Source organism: Rhodanobacter sp. OK091 (assembly GCF_900142825.1).
Lineage (GTDB): Bacteria > Pseudomonadota > Gammaproteobacteria > Xanthomonadales > Rhodanobacteraceae > Rhodanobacter.
This window is the reverse complement of sequence record NZ_FRCH01000001.1, coordinates 795,112-813,302: the sequence shown is the minus strand read 5'-3', so window position 1 is coordinate 813,302 and position 18,191 is coordinate 795,112. Positions and strand designations below refer to the sequence as shown.

The following is an 18,191-nucleotide window of genomic DNA, read 5'->3' as shown; positions in this document are numbered from 1 at the left end:
ATCGGGATCAGACCACACGGGCGCGGAGCAGATCATGAATGTTCAGTGCGCCCACCACGTGCTGTTCATCGTCGACCACCAGCAAGGCGTGAATCTGGTGTTTTTCCATCAGCTGCGCCGCTTCTGCCGCCAGCTTGTCGGGGCCGATGGTCTTGGGGCCGCGAGTCATCAGTTCGGCCACGGTGGCGCCGCGCAAGTCCACGCCCACGTCGTCCAGCGCGCGGCGCAGGTCGCCATCGGTAAAGACTCCCAGCAAGCGTTGCTCGGCGTCGACCACCGCGGTCATGCCCAGGTGCTTGCGGGTCATCTCGACCAGCGCGGCCGTGATATTGGAGTCCGGCGATACGCGCGGCACGTCGTTGCCACTGTGCATCACGTCGCTGATGCGCAGCAGCAGGCGCCGGCCGAGGCTGCCGGCCGGATGCGAGCGGGCGAAATCGTCCGAGGTGAAGCCGCGGGCTTCCAGCAGCGCGATCGCCAGCGCGTCGCCCAGCACCAGCGCGACGGTGGTGCTGGTGGTCGGCGCCAGGCCCAGCGGGCAGGCTTCGTTGGAAATGCTGCCGTCAAGATGCACGTCGGCCTGGGATGCCAGCGAGGAGCCCGGTTTTCCGGTGATCGCGATCAGCGGAATACCCTGGCGCTTGATCATCGGCAGGATGAACAGCAACTCGTCGGTCTCGCCGGAATAAGACAGCGCTAGCACCACGTCCTGCGACGTGATCATGCCCAGATCGCCGTGGCTGGCCTCGCCCGGATGCACGAAGAACGCCGGCGTGCCGGTCGAGGCCAGCGTGGCGGCGATCTTGCGCGCCACGTGCCCGGACTTGCCCATGCCGCTCACGACCACGCGGCCCTTGCAGGCGAGAATCAGCTGGCAGGCCTTGACGAAGTCCGCCCCGATCCGCGATTCCAGCGTATGTACCGCGGCCGCTTCGGTAGCGATCACCGTGCGCGCGTTGCGCATGATGGCATCCGGGCTCGGGTCGATCGGGGCGGGCGGGGCGATGCGTGCGTTCATGGAGACTCGGTGAGGAGGGTTCAGGTGCCGCTGCCGCCGTGGCGACGAGGTGTCGATTGTGCCGATCTGGAACCACTGTCGTTTCTGCGCCAGCAGATTTCCATTACCATGGCATATTCGTATTTTAACGTCATAAGTCAGTGCAATGGATTCCAGCCGCGGCTGAATTCACGTCTTTGCCGACTCAAGCTTCATATGGAACGCCCCCGATGGACTCAGCCAGCATCCAGGCAATGATCGAAAACGGCCTGCCCGGTGCCCAGGTCGAGGTCAGTGGTGCCGATGGCGTGCATTTCGAGGCTACCGTGGTGGCCAGCCAGTTCGCCGGCAAGTTGCCGTTGGCGCGGCATCGGTTGGTGTACGCCACGCTGGGCGACTTGATGGGCGGCGCGATCCATGCGCTGGCACTGAAAACCCTCACACCCGAGGAAGCTGTGGCGCGCCGCTGAGAGTCGCAGCCGCACTTCCCCCTCTAAGTTTATTGAAGGACAACGATGGCCAAGATCCTGATCAGTGGCGGCGTGCCGCTTCACGGCGAGGTCGGCATTTCCGGCGCCAAGAACGCCGTGCTGCCGATTCTCGCCGCCTGCCTGCTGGCCGATGAGCCGGTCAGCATCGGCAACGTGCCGCATCTGCACGACGTCACCACTTTCATCGAGCTGCTCGGCCAGATGGGTGTGCAGCTGGTGCTGGACGACCGCATGAAGATGCATGTCGATCCGCGCACCACCAGCACCTGCGTGGCGCCGTACGACCTGGTGCGCACGATGCGCGCCTCGATCCTGGTGCTCGGCCCGCTGGTGGCCCGCTTCGGCCAGGCCGAGGTCTCGCTGCCGGGCGGTTGCGCGATCGGCTCGCGTCCGGTCGACCAGCATATTCGTGGCTTGCAGGCGCTGGGCGCCGACATCAGCGTCGAGAACGGCTACATCAAGGCGAAGGCGAAGCGGCTCAGAGGCGCGCATATCCAGATGGAAATGGTCACCGTCACCGGTACCGAGAACATCATGATGGCCGCCACCTTGGCGCAGGGCACCACAGTGATCGAGAACGCCGCGCAGGAACCCGAGGTGGTCGATCTGGCCCATTGTCTGATCGCGATGGGCGCGCAGATCGAGGGCGCCGGCACCTCGACCATGATCATTCACGGCGTCGAGCGCCTGCACGGCGCCGAGTACGAAGTGCTGCCCGATCGCATCGAGACCGGCACGTTCCTGGTCGGCGCGGCGATGACCGGCGGCAAGGTGCGCGCACGGCATGCGCGTGCCAATACGCTCGACGCGGTGCTGGCCAAGCTGGAAGAGGCCGGTGCGCACATCTCGACCGGCGACGACTGGATCGAGCTGGACATGGGCGGGCGCCGGCCGAAGGCGGTCAACATCAGCACCGCGCCGTACCCGGCGTTCCCGACCGACATGCAGGCGCAATTCACGGCGCTCAACTGCGTGGCGGAGGGTACCGGTGTGGTCACCGAGACGGTGTTCGAAAACCGCTTCATGCATGCGCAGGAATTGCAGCGGCTGGGCGCGGACATCCGCCTGGAAGGCAACACCGCGGTAGTGCAGGGCGTCGCGCAGATGAGCGGCGCGCCGATCATGGCCACCGACCTGCGTGCCTCGGCCTGCCTGGTGCTGGCCGGTCTGGTAGCGAAAGGCGACACCGTCGTCGATCGCGTCTACCACATCGACCGCGGCTACGAGAACATCGAGGAGAAGCTCGGCGTGCTCGGCGCCAAGATCCGTCGGCTGCCGAACTGATCAGTTCGGCAGCCGCGAAGACGCCGCTGTAGTGGCGTTACTGCGGGCGGTAACTCACCAGTTCCATCACGATGTCGCCGCCGTCGTGCTGTGACAGTTTCACGGGCAGTGGATAACGGCCAGGCGCATACCACGCGCTGAAACCGCGTTCGGCATCGGTGCGGTCGATCCGTTCGGCGTTGAAGCTGCCGGCGGGAACCTTGACGGCCTCCTTGCCGGTCACCTTGAAGCTCTGCGTCTGCACTTGCTGGCGTACGGCGACCGGCAGTTCTATCTGCTGCTTGCCGTCGCGCAGTGCCAGGCCAAGTGCCAGCGACGTGGTATTGCGCTCGACCATCCCCGGGCTGGCCGGATAGGTCTGCGGGCCCTTGCCCTCGTCGACGGTTACCTGTTTGCTGGCCCAGTCCACGGTCATGCGCCGCTGCTTGTTCTTGATGCCGGACTGCAGCTGGTAGTCGTAGCTGACCGCTTCGGGCACATTGCCTTTCCAGCGAAAACGCGAGCTCTCGGCAAGGCTGGCGCCGAGCATCGCAGCCAGTCCGCCGGTGCTCTTGACGCTCTTGCTGTAAACCCATTCGCCGTTGCCGGCAGCACGCAGCGTGACCGTGGCGACGCCCGTTGGCTCGCCACCCTGCGATACGTTGTAGGTGGCGGTAAAGGCGCCGGGCGTAGCGGCGAGAACGGCCGGTGTGCCGAGCAGCAGGCCGAGGCCAAGGAGGGGAGCAAGCAAGGGTCGGATAGTCATGCGCCGAGTCTGCCGGCGCCGGGCTGAACCGGGGATCACTCTGCGGGGAGCAGGCCTTCGTCACTCAGCATCAGCGGCGTCAGCAGCGGCTGTCCGTCGAATCGCGGCGCGTGGCCATCCCATTGCAGGCGTTTGCTGGCCAGCAGGCCCAGCACCGCCGGCAGCAGCCGATGTTCCAGCGGCAACAGCCGTTGCGCCAGCTGGTTTTCGTCGTCGCCCGCGGCGATCGCGAGGCGTGCCTGGGCGATCACCGGGCCCCCGTCCAGCTCGGCGGTAACGAAGTGCACGCTGGCGCCGTGTTCATGGTCGCCGGCTTCCAGCGCGCGGCGATGGGTATGCAGGCCGCGGTATTTCGGCAGTAGCGAGGGGTGGATATTGATCATGCGGCCGACCCACGGCATCAGCGCCTCGCCATCGAGGATGCGCATGAAGCCGGCCAGCACCAGCCATTCGGCGCCACTGGCAGCGATGCGGGCGAACAAGTCCAGGTCGAACGCACGCCGATCCGGATAACCGCGCGGATCGAGCGCCAGCGTGGGGATGTTGGCCGCTTCGGCCAGGCGCAATGCGCCGGCGTCGGCCTTGTCGCTGCCGACCAGCACGAACTCGACCGGCAGTTCACCACGCTCGCGCGCCTCGATCAGCGCGGCAAGATTGCTGCCGCGCCCGGAGGCGAGCACGGCGACGCGTGGCAGTGGCGTAGTCATCGGCAGCGTTGCGAAGTGGTCAGCCGATCCGCACGCGCTCGTCGCCTTGCGCAGGAACGATCTCGCCGATCACCGAACTGGCCAGGCCATGTGTGGCCAGCAAGGCGGAGGCCACATTGACCGCGTCGCGCGGCAGGATCACGGTGAAGCCGACGCCGCAGTTGAACGTGCGCCACATTTCCTCGCGCGCCACGTTGCCTTCGCGCATCAGCCAGTCGAATACCGGCGGCAGCACGATGGTGCTGGCGTCCAGGGCGATGCCCAGACCATCCGGCACCACGCGAATGATGTTTTCTTTCAGGCCGCCGCCGGTGATGTGGGCCATGCCGTGGACCGGGCTCGCCTTCAGCAACTCGAGCATCGACTTCACGTAGATCGTGGTCGGCGCCATCAACGCGTCGGCCAGCTTGATGCCGCCAAGATCGAGATCCAGCGGGTTGCCGGCGCGTTCCAGGATCTTGCGAACCAGCGAATAACCGTTCGAGTGCGGGCCGGACGAGGCGACCCCGAGAATCACGTCGCCGGCAACGATCGCGTCGCCGCTGAGCATCTGCGACTTCTCCACCGCACCGACGGTGAAGCCGGCCAGGTCGTATTCGCCGGGCGGATACATGTCCGGCATCTCGGCGGTCTCTCCGCCGATCAAGGCGCAACCGGCCAGTTCGCAGCCTTTCGCGATGCCGCCGACCACGGCGACCGCGGTATCCACGTCGAGCTTGCCGGTGGCGAAGTAGTCGAGGAAGAACAGCGGTTCGGCGCCTTGCACCAGCACGTCGTTGACGCACATGCCGACCAAGTCGATGCCGATGGTGTCGTGCCGGTTCAGGATTTGCGCCAGCTTCAGCTTGGTGCCGACGCCATCGGTGCCGGACACCAGCACCGGTTCCTTGTAACGGCCGGACAGGTCGAACAAGCCGCCGAAGCCGCCCAGTCCGCCCATCACTTCCGGGCGGAAGGTGCGCTTGACCAGCGGCTTGATGCGTTCGACCAGCGCATTGCCGGCGTCGATGTCAACGCCGGCGGCGCGGTAGGTGAGAGCGTCAGACATGGCGAAAACCGGCGTGGATGAAACGCGCAAGTTTAACAGCTTGTGGCGCGGTTGCCGGCTTATGAAGGCCGGTTTGGTGACGGCTCCGATGGACGCTGGGGGCGCGATTGGGCAGACTTCCGGGAGCTTTCCTCCGAAGATGCCCACGCCCATGCGCCTGTCCCGCTTGTTGATCGTTATTCTGCTGCTGGGTTTTGCCGCACTGTCGCCGCTGCATGCGCAAAGCACGGGTTCGCCGTATACGGTCGTCGTGCCGGTGGCCGACACCAGCGATGCGCAGCGCGATCAGGCGTTCTCCACCGCGCTCGGGCAGGTGCTGACACGGGTTGCCGGCGGCCAGGACCTGCGTAGCAATGCGGGCTACGCCGACGCGCTGGGGCAGGCCGGCTCGCTGGTGCAGAAGTTCCAGTATCAGCGCGCTGCCACTGGCCTGATCCTGAACGTCGAGTTTGAGCCGGGTGCGGTGCGTCGGCTGGTTTCGAAGCTTGGCGTGGCGAGCGCGGGGATCAAGCCGCCGGTCCTGCTGTTGGTGCAGGGCGGCGACGGCCATCTGCTCAACCAGGCGGCGCTGGCCAGTCTGGCTACGGCAGCGGCTGCGCGAGGCACCAATGTGGTGTATCCCAACGCCGCCGGCGCGCCGGATATGGCGAAGGTCGCGGCCGCCGATCCGGCCGTGCTGGCAACGATCAACCAGCAATACCACACCGGTCTGGTCCTGCTCGGCAAGCTGCACGGCGGCGGCGCCGACTGGACGCTGATTTCCGGCGGCCAGCCGCAACGCTGGAACAGCCAGGGCGCGACCCCGGACGTGTTGCTCGGCGATGCCGGCAACAGCATGGTCGATCACATTGGCAAGCAGCTCAACGTGATCGGAGCAGGCCCCAGCGAAGGCAAGCTGTGGATCAGCGGACTGGCTTCGGCAACTGATTACGCGAACCTGCTCGCCACCTTGCAGGCAGACCCTTCGGTCAAGCAGGTGACGACGCTGGGCGCGGAGAACGACGCCGTACTGCTGTATGTGAAGGCGTCCGTGCCCATGAACGGACTGGCCGCGAATCTCGCTGCGGGTGGCCGCCTGCTGCTGCAAGGTGAGCCGCATCCCGGTGCCGACGCGAACCTGCGCTGGCTACCGGGACATTGAACATGAATCAGGACACCTCGCGCCGTTGGCAGCTGTTTGCCATCACGGCCGTCATCGTCTACCTGATCTGGCTGCTGGCACCGGTGCTGATGCCATTCGCGGTCGCCGCCATGCTGGCTTATCTGGGTGATCCGCTGGCCGACCGGCTGGAGCGGCTCGGGCTGAACCGGAGCTGGGCAGCCACCATCGTTTTCGCGGTGTTGCTGGTCGTCGTGATCGGCGTGCTGTTGCTGCTGATTCCGCTGATCGCGCGGCAGATCGAGAACCTGATAGAGAACCTGCCGCGCTACGGCGAATGGGCACAGAACGTGGCATGGCCGTGGCTGCAGTCCCGCCTGCATCTGGATCCGCATACGTTCGACAGCGACCGCCTGCTGGCCGCGATCAAGGCGCATATCGGCTCGATCGGCGATGTCGCCACGACGGTGCTGGGCAAGGTGTCGCGCTCCGGTCTGGGCGTCGCGATGTGGATGACCAACCTGGTGCTGATTCCGGTGGTGGCGTTCTACCTTCTGCGCGACTGGGACCGGCTGGTGGCCACCATCGACCGCACACTGCCGCGCTCGATCCAGCCGACCATCGCGTATCTGGCGCATGAGTCCGACAAGATTCTCGGTGCCTTCGTGCGCGGTCAGCTGCTGGTGATGCTGGCGCTGGGCGTGTTCTACGGCGCGGGTCTGGGGCTGGTCGGACTGTCGGTCGGGCTGCTGATCGGCCTGGTCGCCGGTCTGCTCAGCTTCGTGCCGTATCTGGGCTTCATCATCGGCTTTGTGGCTGCGATCATCGCCGCGCTGGTGCAGTACGGCGACTGGACCCATGTGCTGCTGGTGTGCGGCGTGTTCATGGTCGGGCAGTTGCTGGAAGGCTACGTGCTGGTGCCCAAGCTGGTCGGCGACAAGATCGGCCTGCACCCGGTGGCGGTGATCTTCGCGGTGCTGGCTGGCGGTTATCTGTTCGGCTTCCTGGGCGTGCTGCTGGCGCTGCCGGCGGCATCGGTGATCATGGTGCTGCTGCGCTACCTGCTGGAACGCTACCGGTTGAGCGAGCTGTACAACGAGGGGGGGCCGGAGGATCCGGTGATCGCCGAAGTGGAGGTCGCCGTGCATCGCGATGGCCAGGTGGATACGACGACCACGGTCGCCCCGCCGCCGCAGGACGACCGGACCAAACCATGATCCCGCAGTTGCCGCTGGCGCTGCGCTGGCCGCGCCGCCAGCGTTTCGAACATTTCCATGCCGGCGCCAATGCGGCCGCGCTAGCCGCGGTGCAGGCGCTGGCGCTGGAACCCGCTGCGCCGTGGGTCTACCTGCATGGCGCCAACGGGAGTGGCAAGAGCCATCTTCTTATCGCCGCCTGTCATGCCGCCAGCACCACTGGCCGTACCGTGCAATACCTGCCTCTGGCGAGCCTCGGTGACCGGGCCGCCGCGATTCGTGGCGTTGCCGGCAGCGAATTGCTGGCGCTGGACGACCTGCAGGCGATCGCCGGCCATCGCGATGCCGAGCATGCGCTGTTCGACCTCTATAACCGGGCAAAGGCCGAAGGCTCCGCGCTGCTGTTCGCCGCCGATGCGACCACGACGCAACTTGCTCTGAGTCTGCCTGACCTGCGTTCGCGTCTCGGTGCCTGCACGCAATTTGCGCTCAAGCCGCTGGATGACGCCGAGCGCCGCGAGGTGTTGAAAAGCCAGGCCGCGCTGCGCGGCATCCAGCTCGACGACGTGGTGCTGGACTGGCTGTTCGCCCGCTATGCGCGTGACCTCGGCGCGTTGCTCGACCTGCTCGACAGGCTCGATCAGGCCTCGTTGGCGGCGCAGCGCCGGATCACGGTGCCGTTTCTGCGCGAATTCTTGCGCGAGGCGGATGCAGCGCCTTGAGTCGAGGCCAGAGCGGCATGGTGTGCCTCAAGGTTGCGGGGGCAAGCCAGTGTCCCAGGTCAGCTGGTGGTAGTCGAAGCCCTTGGCCAGGCTCGGCTTGATCACCTCGAAATACGGCGAGACGTCGAAGTCGCGCGGGGTGTACAGGCGGTGATCGCGAATGTGGAAGATCTCGCGGATGCAGTCGCGGCACTCTGGAGTCGCCGCGGATTCGATGCGGATGATGGGCAGGATCGGAAAGGGCACTGACTGGAACGCTTCCGCGACCAAGGTGGAGCAAATGGCGCGGGTGGGGTCGCCACTGCCCAATGCCAGCAGCCGCCGCCGCCATGGGGCAGGCACAGGGGGTGTCGGCAGCAGGTAGCGTGCCAGGTCGAAGACGTTTTTCAGATCGTAGTGCTGGCCCAATCGGGCCATGACGTAGTCCACCACACGATGTGCGTCGGTGTCGCTCAGCCCCACGGGTCGGCAGATCCGCAGGTGATAGTCGCCGAGTTGCTGCAGGTCGAGCAGATGCACGCCGAGTTCGGTGTCCGCCTCGACCAGCAGATCGGTATGGCCAGCCAGGGTTTGTCCGGCGTAGTCGCCCACATACAGCGCGACGTGCGACCAGGTCGACTGTGTCAGGTACTTGATGGCGCTGCTGATGCGTGCGCGGCCTTCCACCAGAATCACGTCAGCCGGGCGCAGGATGCGCCGCAAGGTAGCCAGGTCGGCCGGCAAGTGCGGATACGGCCCGCGTGCCGGATGATTGAGGTAGTGCGCCAGCGCTCTGCCCAGCCATTGCATGATGTGGTTCATGGGGTACTCCCGGCATGGCTGCCTGGGCCGTGCCATTTGAGAGGGGAACCGGCGTCTCGCCGCGACTAGCCATGGTTGGGACGATGGTCGGGATGGAGCGGTTCGGGATACACATTGGCAAACCCGCAAGGTCGTGGCAATCGGCTTGGCTTGGTGTGACGGCGCGGCATCGGTTGCGTGGACCTTTCGCGTCCAGCCTTCATCCCAGTAGATGGAGTTGTTCCTCCGCAGGTTCCCTATTCGATGCCGGGATCGTTGCGGGGCAATCCAAAAAAAGGCGCCCTTGGGCGCCTTTTTTTTCAACGGGTCATGGCACTCAAGCCTTGAGCAGCACCGACGTCGCCTGCTGGCCGATCGCATCGACCATCGCCTTCGCCACGTTGAGGTTGCCGGCGATGATGTTGCCGCTGGCGGGGATGCCGTCGCGGCCGGCGAAGTCGCAGTAGCGGCCACCGGCCTCGTGCACCAGCAGCACGCCGGCGGCCATGTCCCACGGCTTCAGGCCGATCTCGAAGTAGCCGTCGTAGCGGCCGGCGGCGACGTAGGCCAGATCGAGCGCGGCGGAGCCGGAGCGGCGGATGTCCTCGGCCTGGCCCAGGATGGCGCGGGTCATGTCGAGCTGGGGGCCCAGATGTTCGCGTTGACGGAACGGAAAGCCGGTGGCGATCATCGCGCCGCCCAGGTTCTCGCGCTTGGATACCCGCATACGGCGGTCGTTGAGGTAGGCGCCATCGCCCTTGCTGGCGGTGTACAGCTCGTCGCGCAGCGGGTCGAACACCACCGCGTGGATCGGCACGCCCTTTTCCAGCAGCGCGATCGACACACCGAAGTGCGGGATGCCGCGCAGGTAGTTGTGGGTGCCGTCGAGCGGGTCGATCACCCAGGTCAGCGGGCCTTTGCCGGTCGCGCCACTTTCCTCGGCCAGGATCGCGTGGTCGGGGTAGGCGCGGCGCAGTTCCTTGATGATCTCCGCCTCGGCCAGCTTGTCGACTTCGGAGACGAAATCCAGCTGCTGCTTCTCGACGATGTTGAGGCCGTCGATGCGGTTCATGTAGCGCAGGATCACGTTGCCTGCAGAACGCGCGGCACGCGCCGCGATCGTGACGTGTGGTCTGGCCATGATTTCGACTTTGGAAGAGAGCGGGGTTGCGGCCGGCGATTCTAGCAGAGGCGGGGCCGGATCGGGCCGCAGCGGTCCCATGTCCATTATCCTTGCCAGCTACTCACCGCCAAGCTACGCACCGCATGACCGACCCACATGACCTCGCCGCGCGCATCCGCTACGTACTGGTGCGCACCTCGCATCCGGGCAATATCGGCAGCGCGGCACGGGCTATCCGCACGATGGGTTTCGCGCGGCTGGAGTTGGTGACGCCGCATCGCTTTCCCGACCCGGAGGCCAGCGCGCTGGCAGCTGGCGCGGACGAGGTGCTGGCCAAGGCCGGCGTCCATGCCGATCTGGTCGACAGTCTCGCCGGCAGCAGCCTGGCGCTGGGCCTGTCGGCACGCCGGCGCGGGGTGAACCTGCCGGAGATTTCGCCGCGCGAGGCGGCGCAACAGGTGCTGGCCGCGGCGGCCCGGGGCGAGCAGGTGGCGCTGGTGTTCGGCAACGAGCGTACCGGGCTGGAGAATGAGGAACTGGCACGCTGCCACGCGATGGTGCGGATTCCCAGCGTGGACGATTTCAGCTCGCTCAACCTGTCGCAGGCGGTGCAGGTGATGGCCTACGAGCTGCGCGTGGCGATGCTCGGCGAAACGCCGGCGCTGCCGCCGGTGCGCGACGAGCCGCCGGCCGATGCGGCACGGATGGAACAGTTCTACGTGCATCTGGCGCAGACGCTGGACGAGATCGAATTCCACAAGGGTCGCGAGCCCACCACGATCATGCTGCGCCTGCGCAAGCTGTTTCAGCGCGCACAGCCGGATGAACGCGAGCTGCGCGTGCTGCATGGCATCTTGGCCGATGCGCAGCGGATGGCGGGGCTGGCGAAGCGCAATTAGCGTGCGCTCCTACTGTTCGTCGTCCGACAGTTCCAGCGAGGGTGCCGGCATGACCAGCAGCTTGTCGATGCGGGCGCCGTCGAGATCGACCACTTCGAAGCGGATGCCGTGCCAGGCGAACACCTCGCCTGTCTGCGGCACGTGGCCGAGTGCCGTCATCACCATGCCGGCGGCGGTGCGGTATTCGTGCTCGTCCTCGCCGGGCAGTTCGCCGACCTGCAGCAGCTCGCGCAGATCGTCGGTGGACAGGCTGCCGTCGATCAGCCAGCTGCCATCCGCGCGCTGCACGATCGGTGCGTTGTCGTCCCCGCCGTTATGGCCGATCTGGCTGACGCCGACCACCGCCGCCAGCAAGTCGTTGACGGTGACCACGCCTTCGATGTCGCCGTATTCGTCGACCACCAAGGCCAACGGCGTTTCGGCATCGCGGAATTCTTCCAGCAGATCCAGCGCGCGCGCGGTGGCCGGCACGAACAGCGGCTTGGACAGGTGTTCGAACAACTCCAGCTTGCCGTCGGCAAAACCGTGCAGCAGGCGCTTGACCTCGACCACGCCGACCACATCGCTTTCGTCGCCGCGGTAAACCGGATAGCGCGAATACGGGGTCTGCCGCAGCACCTCGATGTTCTCCTCGCGCGTGGCTGCGGTATCCAGCCAGGCGATGCGCATGCGTGGGGTCATCACGCTGTCCACCGTGCGATCGCCCAGGCGTAGCACGCGATTGACCATGTTGTGCTCGTCGGGGTCGAGCACGCCTTGTTCGGCGCTCTCGGCCACCAGCAGGCGGATCTCGTCCTCGGTGACCACGCCGCGGCCGTGCGGGTTGACCCGCAGCAGCTGTAGCAGCAGGTTGCTCGATACATTCAGCAGCCACACGAAAGGCGCGGTCAGCCGCGACAGCACCAACATCGGGATCGCCGCGTACGACGAGAAGCGCTCCGGCGCCGACAGCGCCAGCCGCTTGGGCACCAGTTCGCCGATCACGATCTGGATGAACGAGATCAGCACGAAACCCAGCACGATGCCGAGGATGTGCGCGTACGGCATCAACCATGTCAGGTGATTGCTCTGCAGGGCATCGGCGATATGGGTACCCAGCGCATCGCCGGCGACCGCACCGGTGATCAGCATCAGCAAGGTGATGCCGACCTGCACGGTGGACAGGAAATGCTCCGGCGCCTCGGCATGGCGCAGCGCCAGTGCGGCGCGGCGGCTGGTCTTCGCCATCTGCTTGAGGCGGCTCTTGCGCGAGGCGACCAGCGCCATCTCGGACAGGGCAAAGAAGCCGTTGCACAGGGCCAGCACGAGGACGAGCGCGATTTCGGTCAGCATTGCGGTGTAGCTGGAGGAGGTCGCATGGGCACTAGTGTAGGGGCAGCGGGGCTCCTACTTCACGCCCGGCGATTCGGAGGGGCCTTGATGCAGAGCAGCACGGCAGTCCTGTAACATTCCCGTCACTTTGTTCCCCTCAGGCATGGCCAGCATGTTTTCACTGCAGACGATTTTCGGCAAAGGCGACAAGTTCTACGGGCTGCTCGAACAGAGCGCAGCCACCGCCAACGAAAGCGCCATGGCCTTGCACGAGCTGCTGACCAAGCCCGGCGAAGGCTCGATGATGGCGGCGTTTACCGCCACCCGCATGCGCGAAAAGGAGCTGGCGGCGCAGATCAGCGAAGGCCTGGTGAATACGTTCGTCACCGCGCTCGATCGCGATGACATCGAGGCGCTGAATTCGGCGCTGTACAAGATTCCCAAGACCATCGAGAAATTCGCCGAGCGCTACGAGATCGTTGCCGACCGTCTGGGCGGGGTGGATTTCGCCCAGCGTGCGCTGGTGCTGGTGCGTTCCAGTGAAGTGGTCGTCGAGATGATCGGCGAGCTGCGCCGCGGCCTGCGCATCGACCCGCTGAAGAAGCTGCAGGATCGCCTGCAGGCGCTGGAGTCGGAAGGTGATCGGATGCTGTTGTCGGCCTATCGCACCTTGTACGTGGAAGGCGGCGATGTCCTGCGCGCGGTGCTGGCCAAGGACTTGTTCGAGCTGATCGAGAAAGCCATCGACAAATGCCGCGACGTCGGCAACATCGTCTACGCGATCGTTCTGAAGAACTCCTGAGGGCTTGCCGTGATCTCCTTCCTCACGTGTTGCCCGGTCGTGACGCGGATACCGCCGCGGGTTGAATCCGCCGCCGCCGGAGACTTCGCATGAGTCTCGGCCTGGTCATGGCGGAAGTGCTGATCGCGCTTACCTTCACCTATATCAACGGCTTCCACGACACCGCCAATTCGATCGCCACGGTGGTGGCGACCAAGGTGCTCACGCCCGGCCAGGCGGTGCTGCTGGCGGCGGTGACGAACCTGTTCGGTGCGCTGCTGGGTACTGCCGTGGCGGCCACCATCGCTTCGGGACTGATCAACGCCGGGGTGATCGAAGTGGGCCCGCAGCTGGTGATCTGCGCGCTGCTGGCGGCGATCGTTTGGAACCTGATCACCTGGTGGCTGGGTCTGCCCTCCAGCTCCAGCCACGCGCTGGTCGGTTCGCTGGTCGGGGCCGCACTGGCCGCGTCCAGCAACAATTTTGCTTCGGTGATCTGGGTGCAGGGCAACTGGATCACCGGGCATGGCGTGATCCCCAAGGTGATCCTTCCGATGGTGTTGTCGCCGCTGGGCGGTTTCATCATCAGCTTCGCGTTGATGGGATCGCTGTACGCCCTGCTGGCATGGTTCGCCAGCCGGCACGGTTGGTCGCGCCGGTTCGGGCGTACGCCGTTCGTCAATTTCTTTTTCGGCAAGGCGCAGATTGTCTCGGCCACGGCGATGGGCGTGGCGCACGGCATGAACGATGCGCAGAAGAGCATGGGCATCATCGCGCTGGCGCTGGCCGGCGGCACCGCCGCGCATCAGTTCGATCAGTTGCCGCAGTGGCTGGGGTTCCTGAAAATCGCCGAGAACACCGCCGGCGGGTTTGTCATTCCGGTCTGGGTGAAAGTGGTGTGCGCGTTGACCATGGCTGCCGGCACGGCCGGCGGTGGCTGGCGCATCATCAAGACGCTGGGCCACAAGATGGTCAAGCTGCACCCGATCAACGGCTTCGCCGCCGAAACCAGTTCCGCGATCGTGATCCTGACCGCCTCGGCGTTCGGCATTCCGGTATCGACAACCCACAACGTGTCCGCCTCGATCATGGGCGTAGGCGCGGCGAAGCGCTTCAATGCGATCCGCTGGACGGTGGTGGAGCGCATGGTGTGGGCGTGGATCCTGACCTTGCCGGTCACGGCGTTGCTGGCTTATGGACTGGTGCGGCTCATGGCGACAGGGTTGTAATCCCGCTCGTCATCATCCCTTTCAGAGCGAGTCGCCACCGGTGGCGATGATCTGCTCCAGTTGGTCTCCGAGCGTGCCCAGTTCGCGCACCACGCGCTGCAGCTCGGCGGCGTCGAGAAATTCGTAGGGACGGTTCTCGCACAGGTGCAGGTACGGTGAACCGTCCAGGTCGGCGACTGCCAGGAAACCGGTGCGCTGCTGCCAGTTGAAGCGCAGGCAGCGGCTGGGATCGGTGCCGGCCAGTGGACCGATCGGAGTGGAGATGCGCAGATAACGGCGGCCCGATTCGTCCTCGAGTTCGGCCAGGTAGATGCCTTGATGGCGATCGTGCGCCAGTTCAAGATCGAAACTGATCAGATACGGATCGTTGTGGCGCAGCTCGTGCTGGCTGCCGATGTGGGAACGCACGGCTTCGAAGTGGCGCATAAGTGACTACCGCTGGCGAAGGGCGCTGTTACTCTGCCACGTCTGCCTGCCCGCGTCGCGTCCAATGATCGAATCAGTTCGATTGAGTCAGTTTCGATTGAATCAGTTTTGATTGAATCCGTCCGGAATGAATCCGCATGAATGATGATGTCGCCACCCGCATCTACGCCGCCATCGCCGCGATTCCGCCTGGCCGCGTCGCCAGCTATGGCGCCATCGCCGCCCGTGCGGGGCTGCCAGGGCGCGCGCGCCTGGTCGGCCGGCTGCTCGGCGAAGTTCCGGACGGCCTGCTGTTGCCGTGGTACCGCGTACTGCGTTCCAGCGGCCATATCGCGATGCCGCCGGGCAGTCGCGGATTTCGTGAACAGTCCCGGTTGCTGCGCGCAGAAGGCGTCGAGGTGAAGAACGGCCGGGTGCCGCTGTCGCGGTTCGGCCTCGATGGTGATCTCGATCACGCATTGTGGGGCATGCCGGGTGGGTGAGCGTATGCCAGTCATCACCCGTGCGTGTTGACAAAGCGATGAATGGTGGCGCACAGTTTTTTCAGAGCACTGCAATGACGGATCCGGCTGGGGGGCTGGATCTGTCGATATGAAAAAGACGTCCAGACGTCCAATCGAGCACATTAGCGCGCTCGTGTTTGCGATGACGTCTGTGACACGGGGATGGGGAGGTCCTGGGGTGCCGGTTGCGGCCGTCGCGTGACGGCTACACCAATCAGTGTTGGGGAGAAAATTCATGTCACAGCGTCAACGCAAGCGTCCGGGCGGTCGTGCCGGATTCGCTATGGTCAATGTGTGTGCGGCATCGGTGGCATTTGCCCTGAGCTTGCCGGTCGGGGCGCAAGACACGACGCCAGCGAAAGAGAAGGTCACGTCGCTGGAGAGTGTTCAGGTGATCGGCTCCCGCGCGAAAGATCGGACTGCTGCGGAGACTCCCGCGCCGGTTGACGTGATCAGTCGCGAACAGCTGGAGAATGCCGGCGTGATGGAAGTTGGGCAGGCGCTGCAGATGTTGGAGCCCAGCTTCAATTTTTCGCGAACCTTTGTCAGCGACGGCACGGACATCATTCGTCCGGCGACGCTGCGCGGGCTTGGGCCGGATCAGGTGTTGGTACTGGTCAATGGCAAGCGCCGGCATCAGCAGGCGTTGGTGAACGTGCAGCAAACCATCGGCCGCGGCTCCGCCGGCACTGACATCAATGCGATCCCGATCTCGGCGATCGAGCGGATCGAGGTACTGCGTGACGGTGCAGCTGCTCAGTACGGCTCCGATGCCATTTCGGGCGTGATCAATATCGTGCTGAAGAAGCAAGTGGGAGAAACCAGCGTGTCGCTGGAGGGTGGGCAGACCTACAAAGGTGACGGTCTGGTGCGCCATGGCAGCGTCAACACAGGTCTGCGACTGGGCAAGGATGGCTACCTCGACCTCAGTCTGGAGTACCGCAAGCGTGGTGAAACCAACCGTGCGGGCGTGGATTCGCTGCGAGTGAATCCACCGCGCGTCACCCAGCGATTGGGCGACGCGGAAGCCACCGATGCCTACTTCTGGCTCAACGGTGGTCTGCCGATGGGCAAGGGTGAGTTGTACTGGTTTGGTGGCGTGTCCAAGCGCGATGGCAGTTCATACGGCTTTTTCCGCTCGGCTGGGGACAATCGCACGGTGCCAGCGCTTTATCCAAATGGTTTTCTTCCGAACATCGTGACCACGGTGAAGGACGCCTCGCTGGCGGTGGGTTACCGCATGCCGCTTGTGGCGGAATGGGACATGGACGTGTCGCTTAACCGAGGCCGCAGTCACTTTGGTTTCGACGAGGCCCATTCGGTCAACGTCAGCTGGTGGTATGAGCCGCTGAATCCGGCCAATCCTGCTGCCGGCATCTATGCCAGTTCGCCGACCACCGCCAACACCGGCACGCTGCAGCTCACCGAAACCACGTTCAACCTCGACCTTCGCGGCCCGATCGACTGGGGTATCGGCAACGACAAGTTGAGCCTGGCAAGCGGCCTGGAATGGCGCAAAGACGACTACGCGATTACGCCGGGTGATCCGGTGTCCTATGCCTACGGCCGCACCAACAATCGCGCCATTCCTATCTATGGCCAGACCGGGGCGATTGCGCAGCCGGGCATGCAGGGCTTTCCGGGGTTCTCGCCGACGGAAGCGGTAAACGACGGCCGGCATAGCTGGGCGTTCTACCTCGATGCCGAATCGCAGGTTACCAAACGCCTGCTGCTCGGTGCGGCGGCGCGTTTCGAGAAATATTCGGATTTCGGGGCCACCACTACCGGCAAGCTTTCGGCACGTTTCGATGCCACGGACAGCTTTGCGGTGCGCGGCACACTCGCCACCGGCTTTCGGGCCCCTGGCGTGCAGCAGATGTTCTACAGCCAGCGTTCGACCAATCTCAACCCGCAAGGCGTATTGGTGGACACGTTGACCGCCCGTCAGGATAGCCCTGTCACGCGAGCCTTCGGCATCCAGCCCTTGAAGCAGGAGACCTCCCGCAGCGGTACGTTGGGCCTGGTTTACAAGCCGGGCAACGACTTCACGGCGACCCTCGATGTGTTCAAGATCGACATCAAGAACCGTATTGTTTTCTCCAGCAATATCGTGCCCGAGAGCACTGGAACAGACGGCCAGCCATGCGCAAGCGGCAATGGCAACTGCCCGATTCGCGCGATCCTGGATCCGATCGGCGTAGGGCAGGTGCTGTTCTTTACCAATGCGATCGATACCAGCACCAAGGGTGCCAGCGTGGTGCTGGAAAAGGGGTACACATTCGACGGTGCAGACAACCTCGACCTTACTGCCTTGCTCAACTACAACAAGACGCGGGTCACCAACCGCAAGTCGCAGTCGACCATCTTGTCTCCGACGGCCTTGTTCGACGACACCCAAGTCACCTTGATCGAGCAAGGTCAGCCACGTGTGCATCACGTGCTTCAAGGCGTGTATCACACCGGGCCTTGGGAATTCACGTTGCGCGACAACTGGTTTGGCCCTGTCACCGGGCAGGGGTTCACCCCTGGCGTCAAGCAGACCTGGAGCGGCAAGTGGCTTACCGATGTGGCGGTGGGTTACCGCTTCTCGAAGAGTGCGCGGATAGTGGTGGGTGCGGACAATGTGTTCGACACCTATCCTGATCACTGGGATCCGAAAACCGGAGCACCGTTCCCTCAACTCGGTTTCACCTATGGTTGGGAGACGTTGCCGTTCGGGATCAACGGTGGCTATTACTATGCGCGGCTCGACTTCAAGTTCTGATCGCGGACGACGCCGGGCAGGTTTGCTGTCCGGCTGATACCGCCATTGTTTGTAGGTGCAGGATGGAAACGGCGGGCCGCCAATAA

General features: G+C 64.8%; 18 protein-coding genes. 10 read left to right on the top strand and 8 right to left on the bottom strand.

What is annotated here, in order from left to right; translation table 11 throughout:
* Window positions 1–7: 7 nt before the first annotated feature.
* Window positions 8–1,018 (bottom strand): KpsF/GutQ family sugar-phosphate isomerase, encoded by a 1,011-nt coding sequence (locus BUA26_RS03965; protein ID WP_072758073.1) that lies wholly within the window; start codon window positions 1,016–1,018, stop codon window positions 8–10.
* Between the two features lie 209 nt (window positions 1,019–1,227).
* Here BUA26_RS03965 and BUA26_RS03960 point away from each other — a divergent pair, with 209 nt between their 5' ends.
* Both BUA26_RS03960 and murA read left to right on the top strand, forming a co-directional pair.
* Window positions 1,228–1,467, top strand: a complete 240-nt coding sequence (locus tag BUA26_RS03960; protein WP_072758071.1) for a BolA family protein — start codon at window positions 1,228–1,230, stop codon at window positions 1,465–1,467.
* A 45-nt stretch (window positions 1,468–1,512) separates the two neighbouring features.
* On the top strand, window positions 1,513–2,772 hold the full coding sequence (gene murA / locus BUA26_RS03955) for a UDP-N-acetylglucosamine 1-carboxyvinyltransferase (RefSeq protein ID WP_072758069.1): 1,260 nt from the start codon (window positions 1,513–1,515) through the stop codon (window positions 2,770–2,772).
* 37 nt (window positions 2,773–2,809) lie between these two features.
* On the opposite strand, the gene BUA26_RS03950 is transcribed toward murA, so the two are convergent.
* The 3 genes from BUA26_RS03950 to purM are packed head-to-tail and all read right to left on the bottom strand — an operon-like array spanning window position 2,810 to window position 5,272.
* The gene (locus BUA26_RS03950) at window positions 2,810–3,517 is read right to left on the bottom strand and encodes a DUF3108 domain-containing protein (RefSeq protein WP_072758067.1); all 708 of its coding nucleotides are present in this window, start codon (window positions 3,515–3,517) and stop codon (window positions 2,810–2,812) included.
* A 35-nt stretch (window positions 3,518–3,552) separates the two neighbouring features.
* Window positions 3,553–4,224 carry a phosphoribosylglycinamide formyltransferase gene (purN, locus tag BUA26_RS03945; RefSeq protein WP_072758065.1) on the bottom strand — a complete coding sequence of 224 codons (672 nt, stop codon included), beginning with the start codon at window positions 4,222–4,224 and terminating at the stop codon, window positions 3,553–3,555.
* Window positions 4,225–4,243: 19 nt separating this feature from the next.
* Window positions 4,244–5,272, bottom strand: a complete 1,029-nt coding sequence (gene purM, locus BUA26_RS03940) for a phosphoribosylformylglycinamidine cyclo-ligase (protein ID WP_072758064.1) — start codon at window positions 5,270–5,272, stop codon at window positions 4,244–4,246.
* A 151-nt stretch (window positions 5,273–5,423) separates the two neighbouring features.
* Between purM and BUA26_RS03935 the strand changes: the two genes are divergently transcribed.
* The 3 genes from BUA26_RS03935 to hda are packed head-to-tail and all read left to right on the top strand — an operon-like array spanning window position 5,424 to window position 8,289.
* On the top strand, window positions 5,424–6,413 hold the full coding sequence (locus BUA26_RS03935; protein WP_072758062.1) for a DUF2066 domain-containing protein: 990 nt from the start codon (window positions 5,424–5,426) through the stop codon (window positions 6,411–6,413).
* Window positions 6,410–7,588: an AI-2E family transporter gene (locus tag BUA26_RS03930; RefSeq protein WP_072758060.1), complete on the top strand. Its 1,179-nt coding sequence runs from the start codon at window positions 6,410–6,412 to the stop codon at window positions 7,586–7,588. Before BUA26_RS03935 ends, BUA26_RS03930 begins: the two co-directional genes overlap by 4 nt.
* On the top strand, window positions 7,585–8,289 hold the full coding sequence (gene hda / locus BUA26_RS03925; protein ID WP_072758058.1) for a DnaA regulatory inactivator Hda: 705 nt from the start codon (window positions 7,585–7,587) through the stop codon (window positions 8,287–8,289). The genes BUA26_RS03930 and hda overlap by 4 nt, the downstream gene beginning before the upstream one ends.
* Window positions 8,290–8,316: 27 nt before the next feature.
* Here hda and BUA26_RS03920 read toward each other — a convergent pair whose 3' ends face one another.
* Together BUA26_RS03920 and BUA26_RS03915 are read right to left on the bottom strand one after the other, a co-directional pair.
* The gene (locus BUA26_RS03920; protein WP_072758056.1) at window positions 8,317–9,090 is read right to left on the bottom strand and encodes a C40 family peptidase; all 774 of its coding nucleotides are present in this window, start codon (window positions 9,088–9,090) and stop codon (window positions 8,317–8,319) included.
* A 316-nt stretch (window positions 9,091–9,406) separates the two neighbouring features.
* Entirely contained in the window at window positions 9,407–10,210 is an 804-nt protein-coding gene (locus BUA26_RS03915; protein ID WP_072758053.1) for an inositol monophosphatase family protein, read from the bottom strand.
* Window positions 10,211–10,335: 125 nt separating this feature from the next.
* Between BUA26_RS03915 and BUA26_RS03910 the strand changes: the two genes are divergently transcribed.
* Window positions 10,336–11,091: an RNA methyltransferase gene (locus BUA26_RS03910; protein ID WP_072758050.1), complete on the top strand. Its 756-nt coding sequence runs from the start codon at window positions 10,336–10,338 to the stop codon at window positions 11,089–11,091.
* Between the two features lie 9 nt (window positions 11,092–11,100).
* On the opposite strand, the gene BUA26_RS03905 is transcribed toward BUA26_RS03910, so the two are convergent.
* Complete coding sequence (locus tag BUA26_RS03905) at window positions 11,101–12,423, bottom strand: hemolysin family protein (protein ID WP_072758048.1); 1,323 nt, start codon at window positions 12,421–12,423, stop codon at window positions 11,101–11,103.
* 151 nt (window positions 12,424–12,574) lie between these two features.
* Between BUA26_RS03905 and BUA26_RS03900 the strand changes: the two genes are divergently transcribed.
* Together BUA26_RS03900 and BUA26_RS03895 are read left to right on the top strand one after the other, a co-directional pair.
* Entirely contained in the window at window positions 12,575–13,204 is a 630-nt protein-coding gene (locus tag BUA26_RS03900) for a DUF47 domain-containing protein (RefSeq protein WP_072760005.1), read from the top strand.
* 89 nt (window positions 13,205–13,293) lie between these two features.
* The gene (locus BUA26_RS03895) at window positions 13,294–14,412 is read left to right on the top strand and encodes an inorganic phosphate transporter (RefSeq protein ID WP_072758046.1); all 1,119 of its coding nucleotides are present in this window, start codon (window positions 13,294–13,296) and stop codon (window positions 14,410–14,412) included.
* A 21-nt stretch (window positions 14,413–14,433) separates the two neighbouring features.
* On the opposite strand, the gene BUA26_RS03890 is transcribed toward BUA26_RS03895, so the two are convergent.
* Entirely contained in the window at window positions 14,434–14,838 is a 405-nt protein-coding gene (locus BUA26_RS03890) for a hypothetical protein (protein WP_072758044.1), read from the bottom strand.
* 137 nt (window positions 14,839–14,975) lie between these two features.
* On the opposite strand from BUA26_RS03890, the gene BUA26_RS03885 reads away from it, so the two are divergent.
* Both BUA26_RS03885 and BUA26_RS03880 read left to right on the top strand, forming a co-directional pair.
* A complete protein-coding gene (locus tag BUA26_RS03885; RefSeq protein WP_072758042.1) occupies window positions 14,976–15,320 on the top strand; it encodes an MGMT family protein in 345 nt (114 codons plus the stop codon).
* A 256-nt stretch (window positions 15,321–15,576) separates the two neighbouring features.
* Window positions 15,577–18,105: a TonB-dependent receptor plug domain-containing protein gene (locus tag BUA26_RS03880; RefSeq protein ID WP_218587771.1), complete on the top strand. Its 2,529-nt coding sequence runs from the start codon at window positions 15,577–15,579 to the stop codon at window positions 18,103–18,105.
* Window positions 18,106–18,191 lie beyond the last annotated feature (86 nt).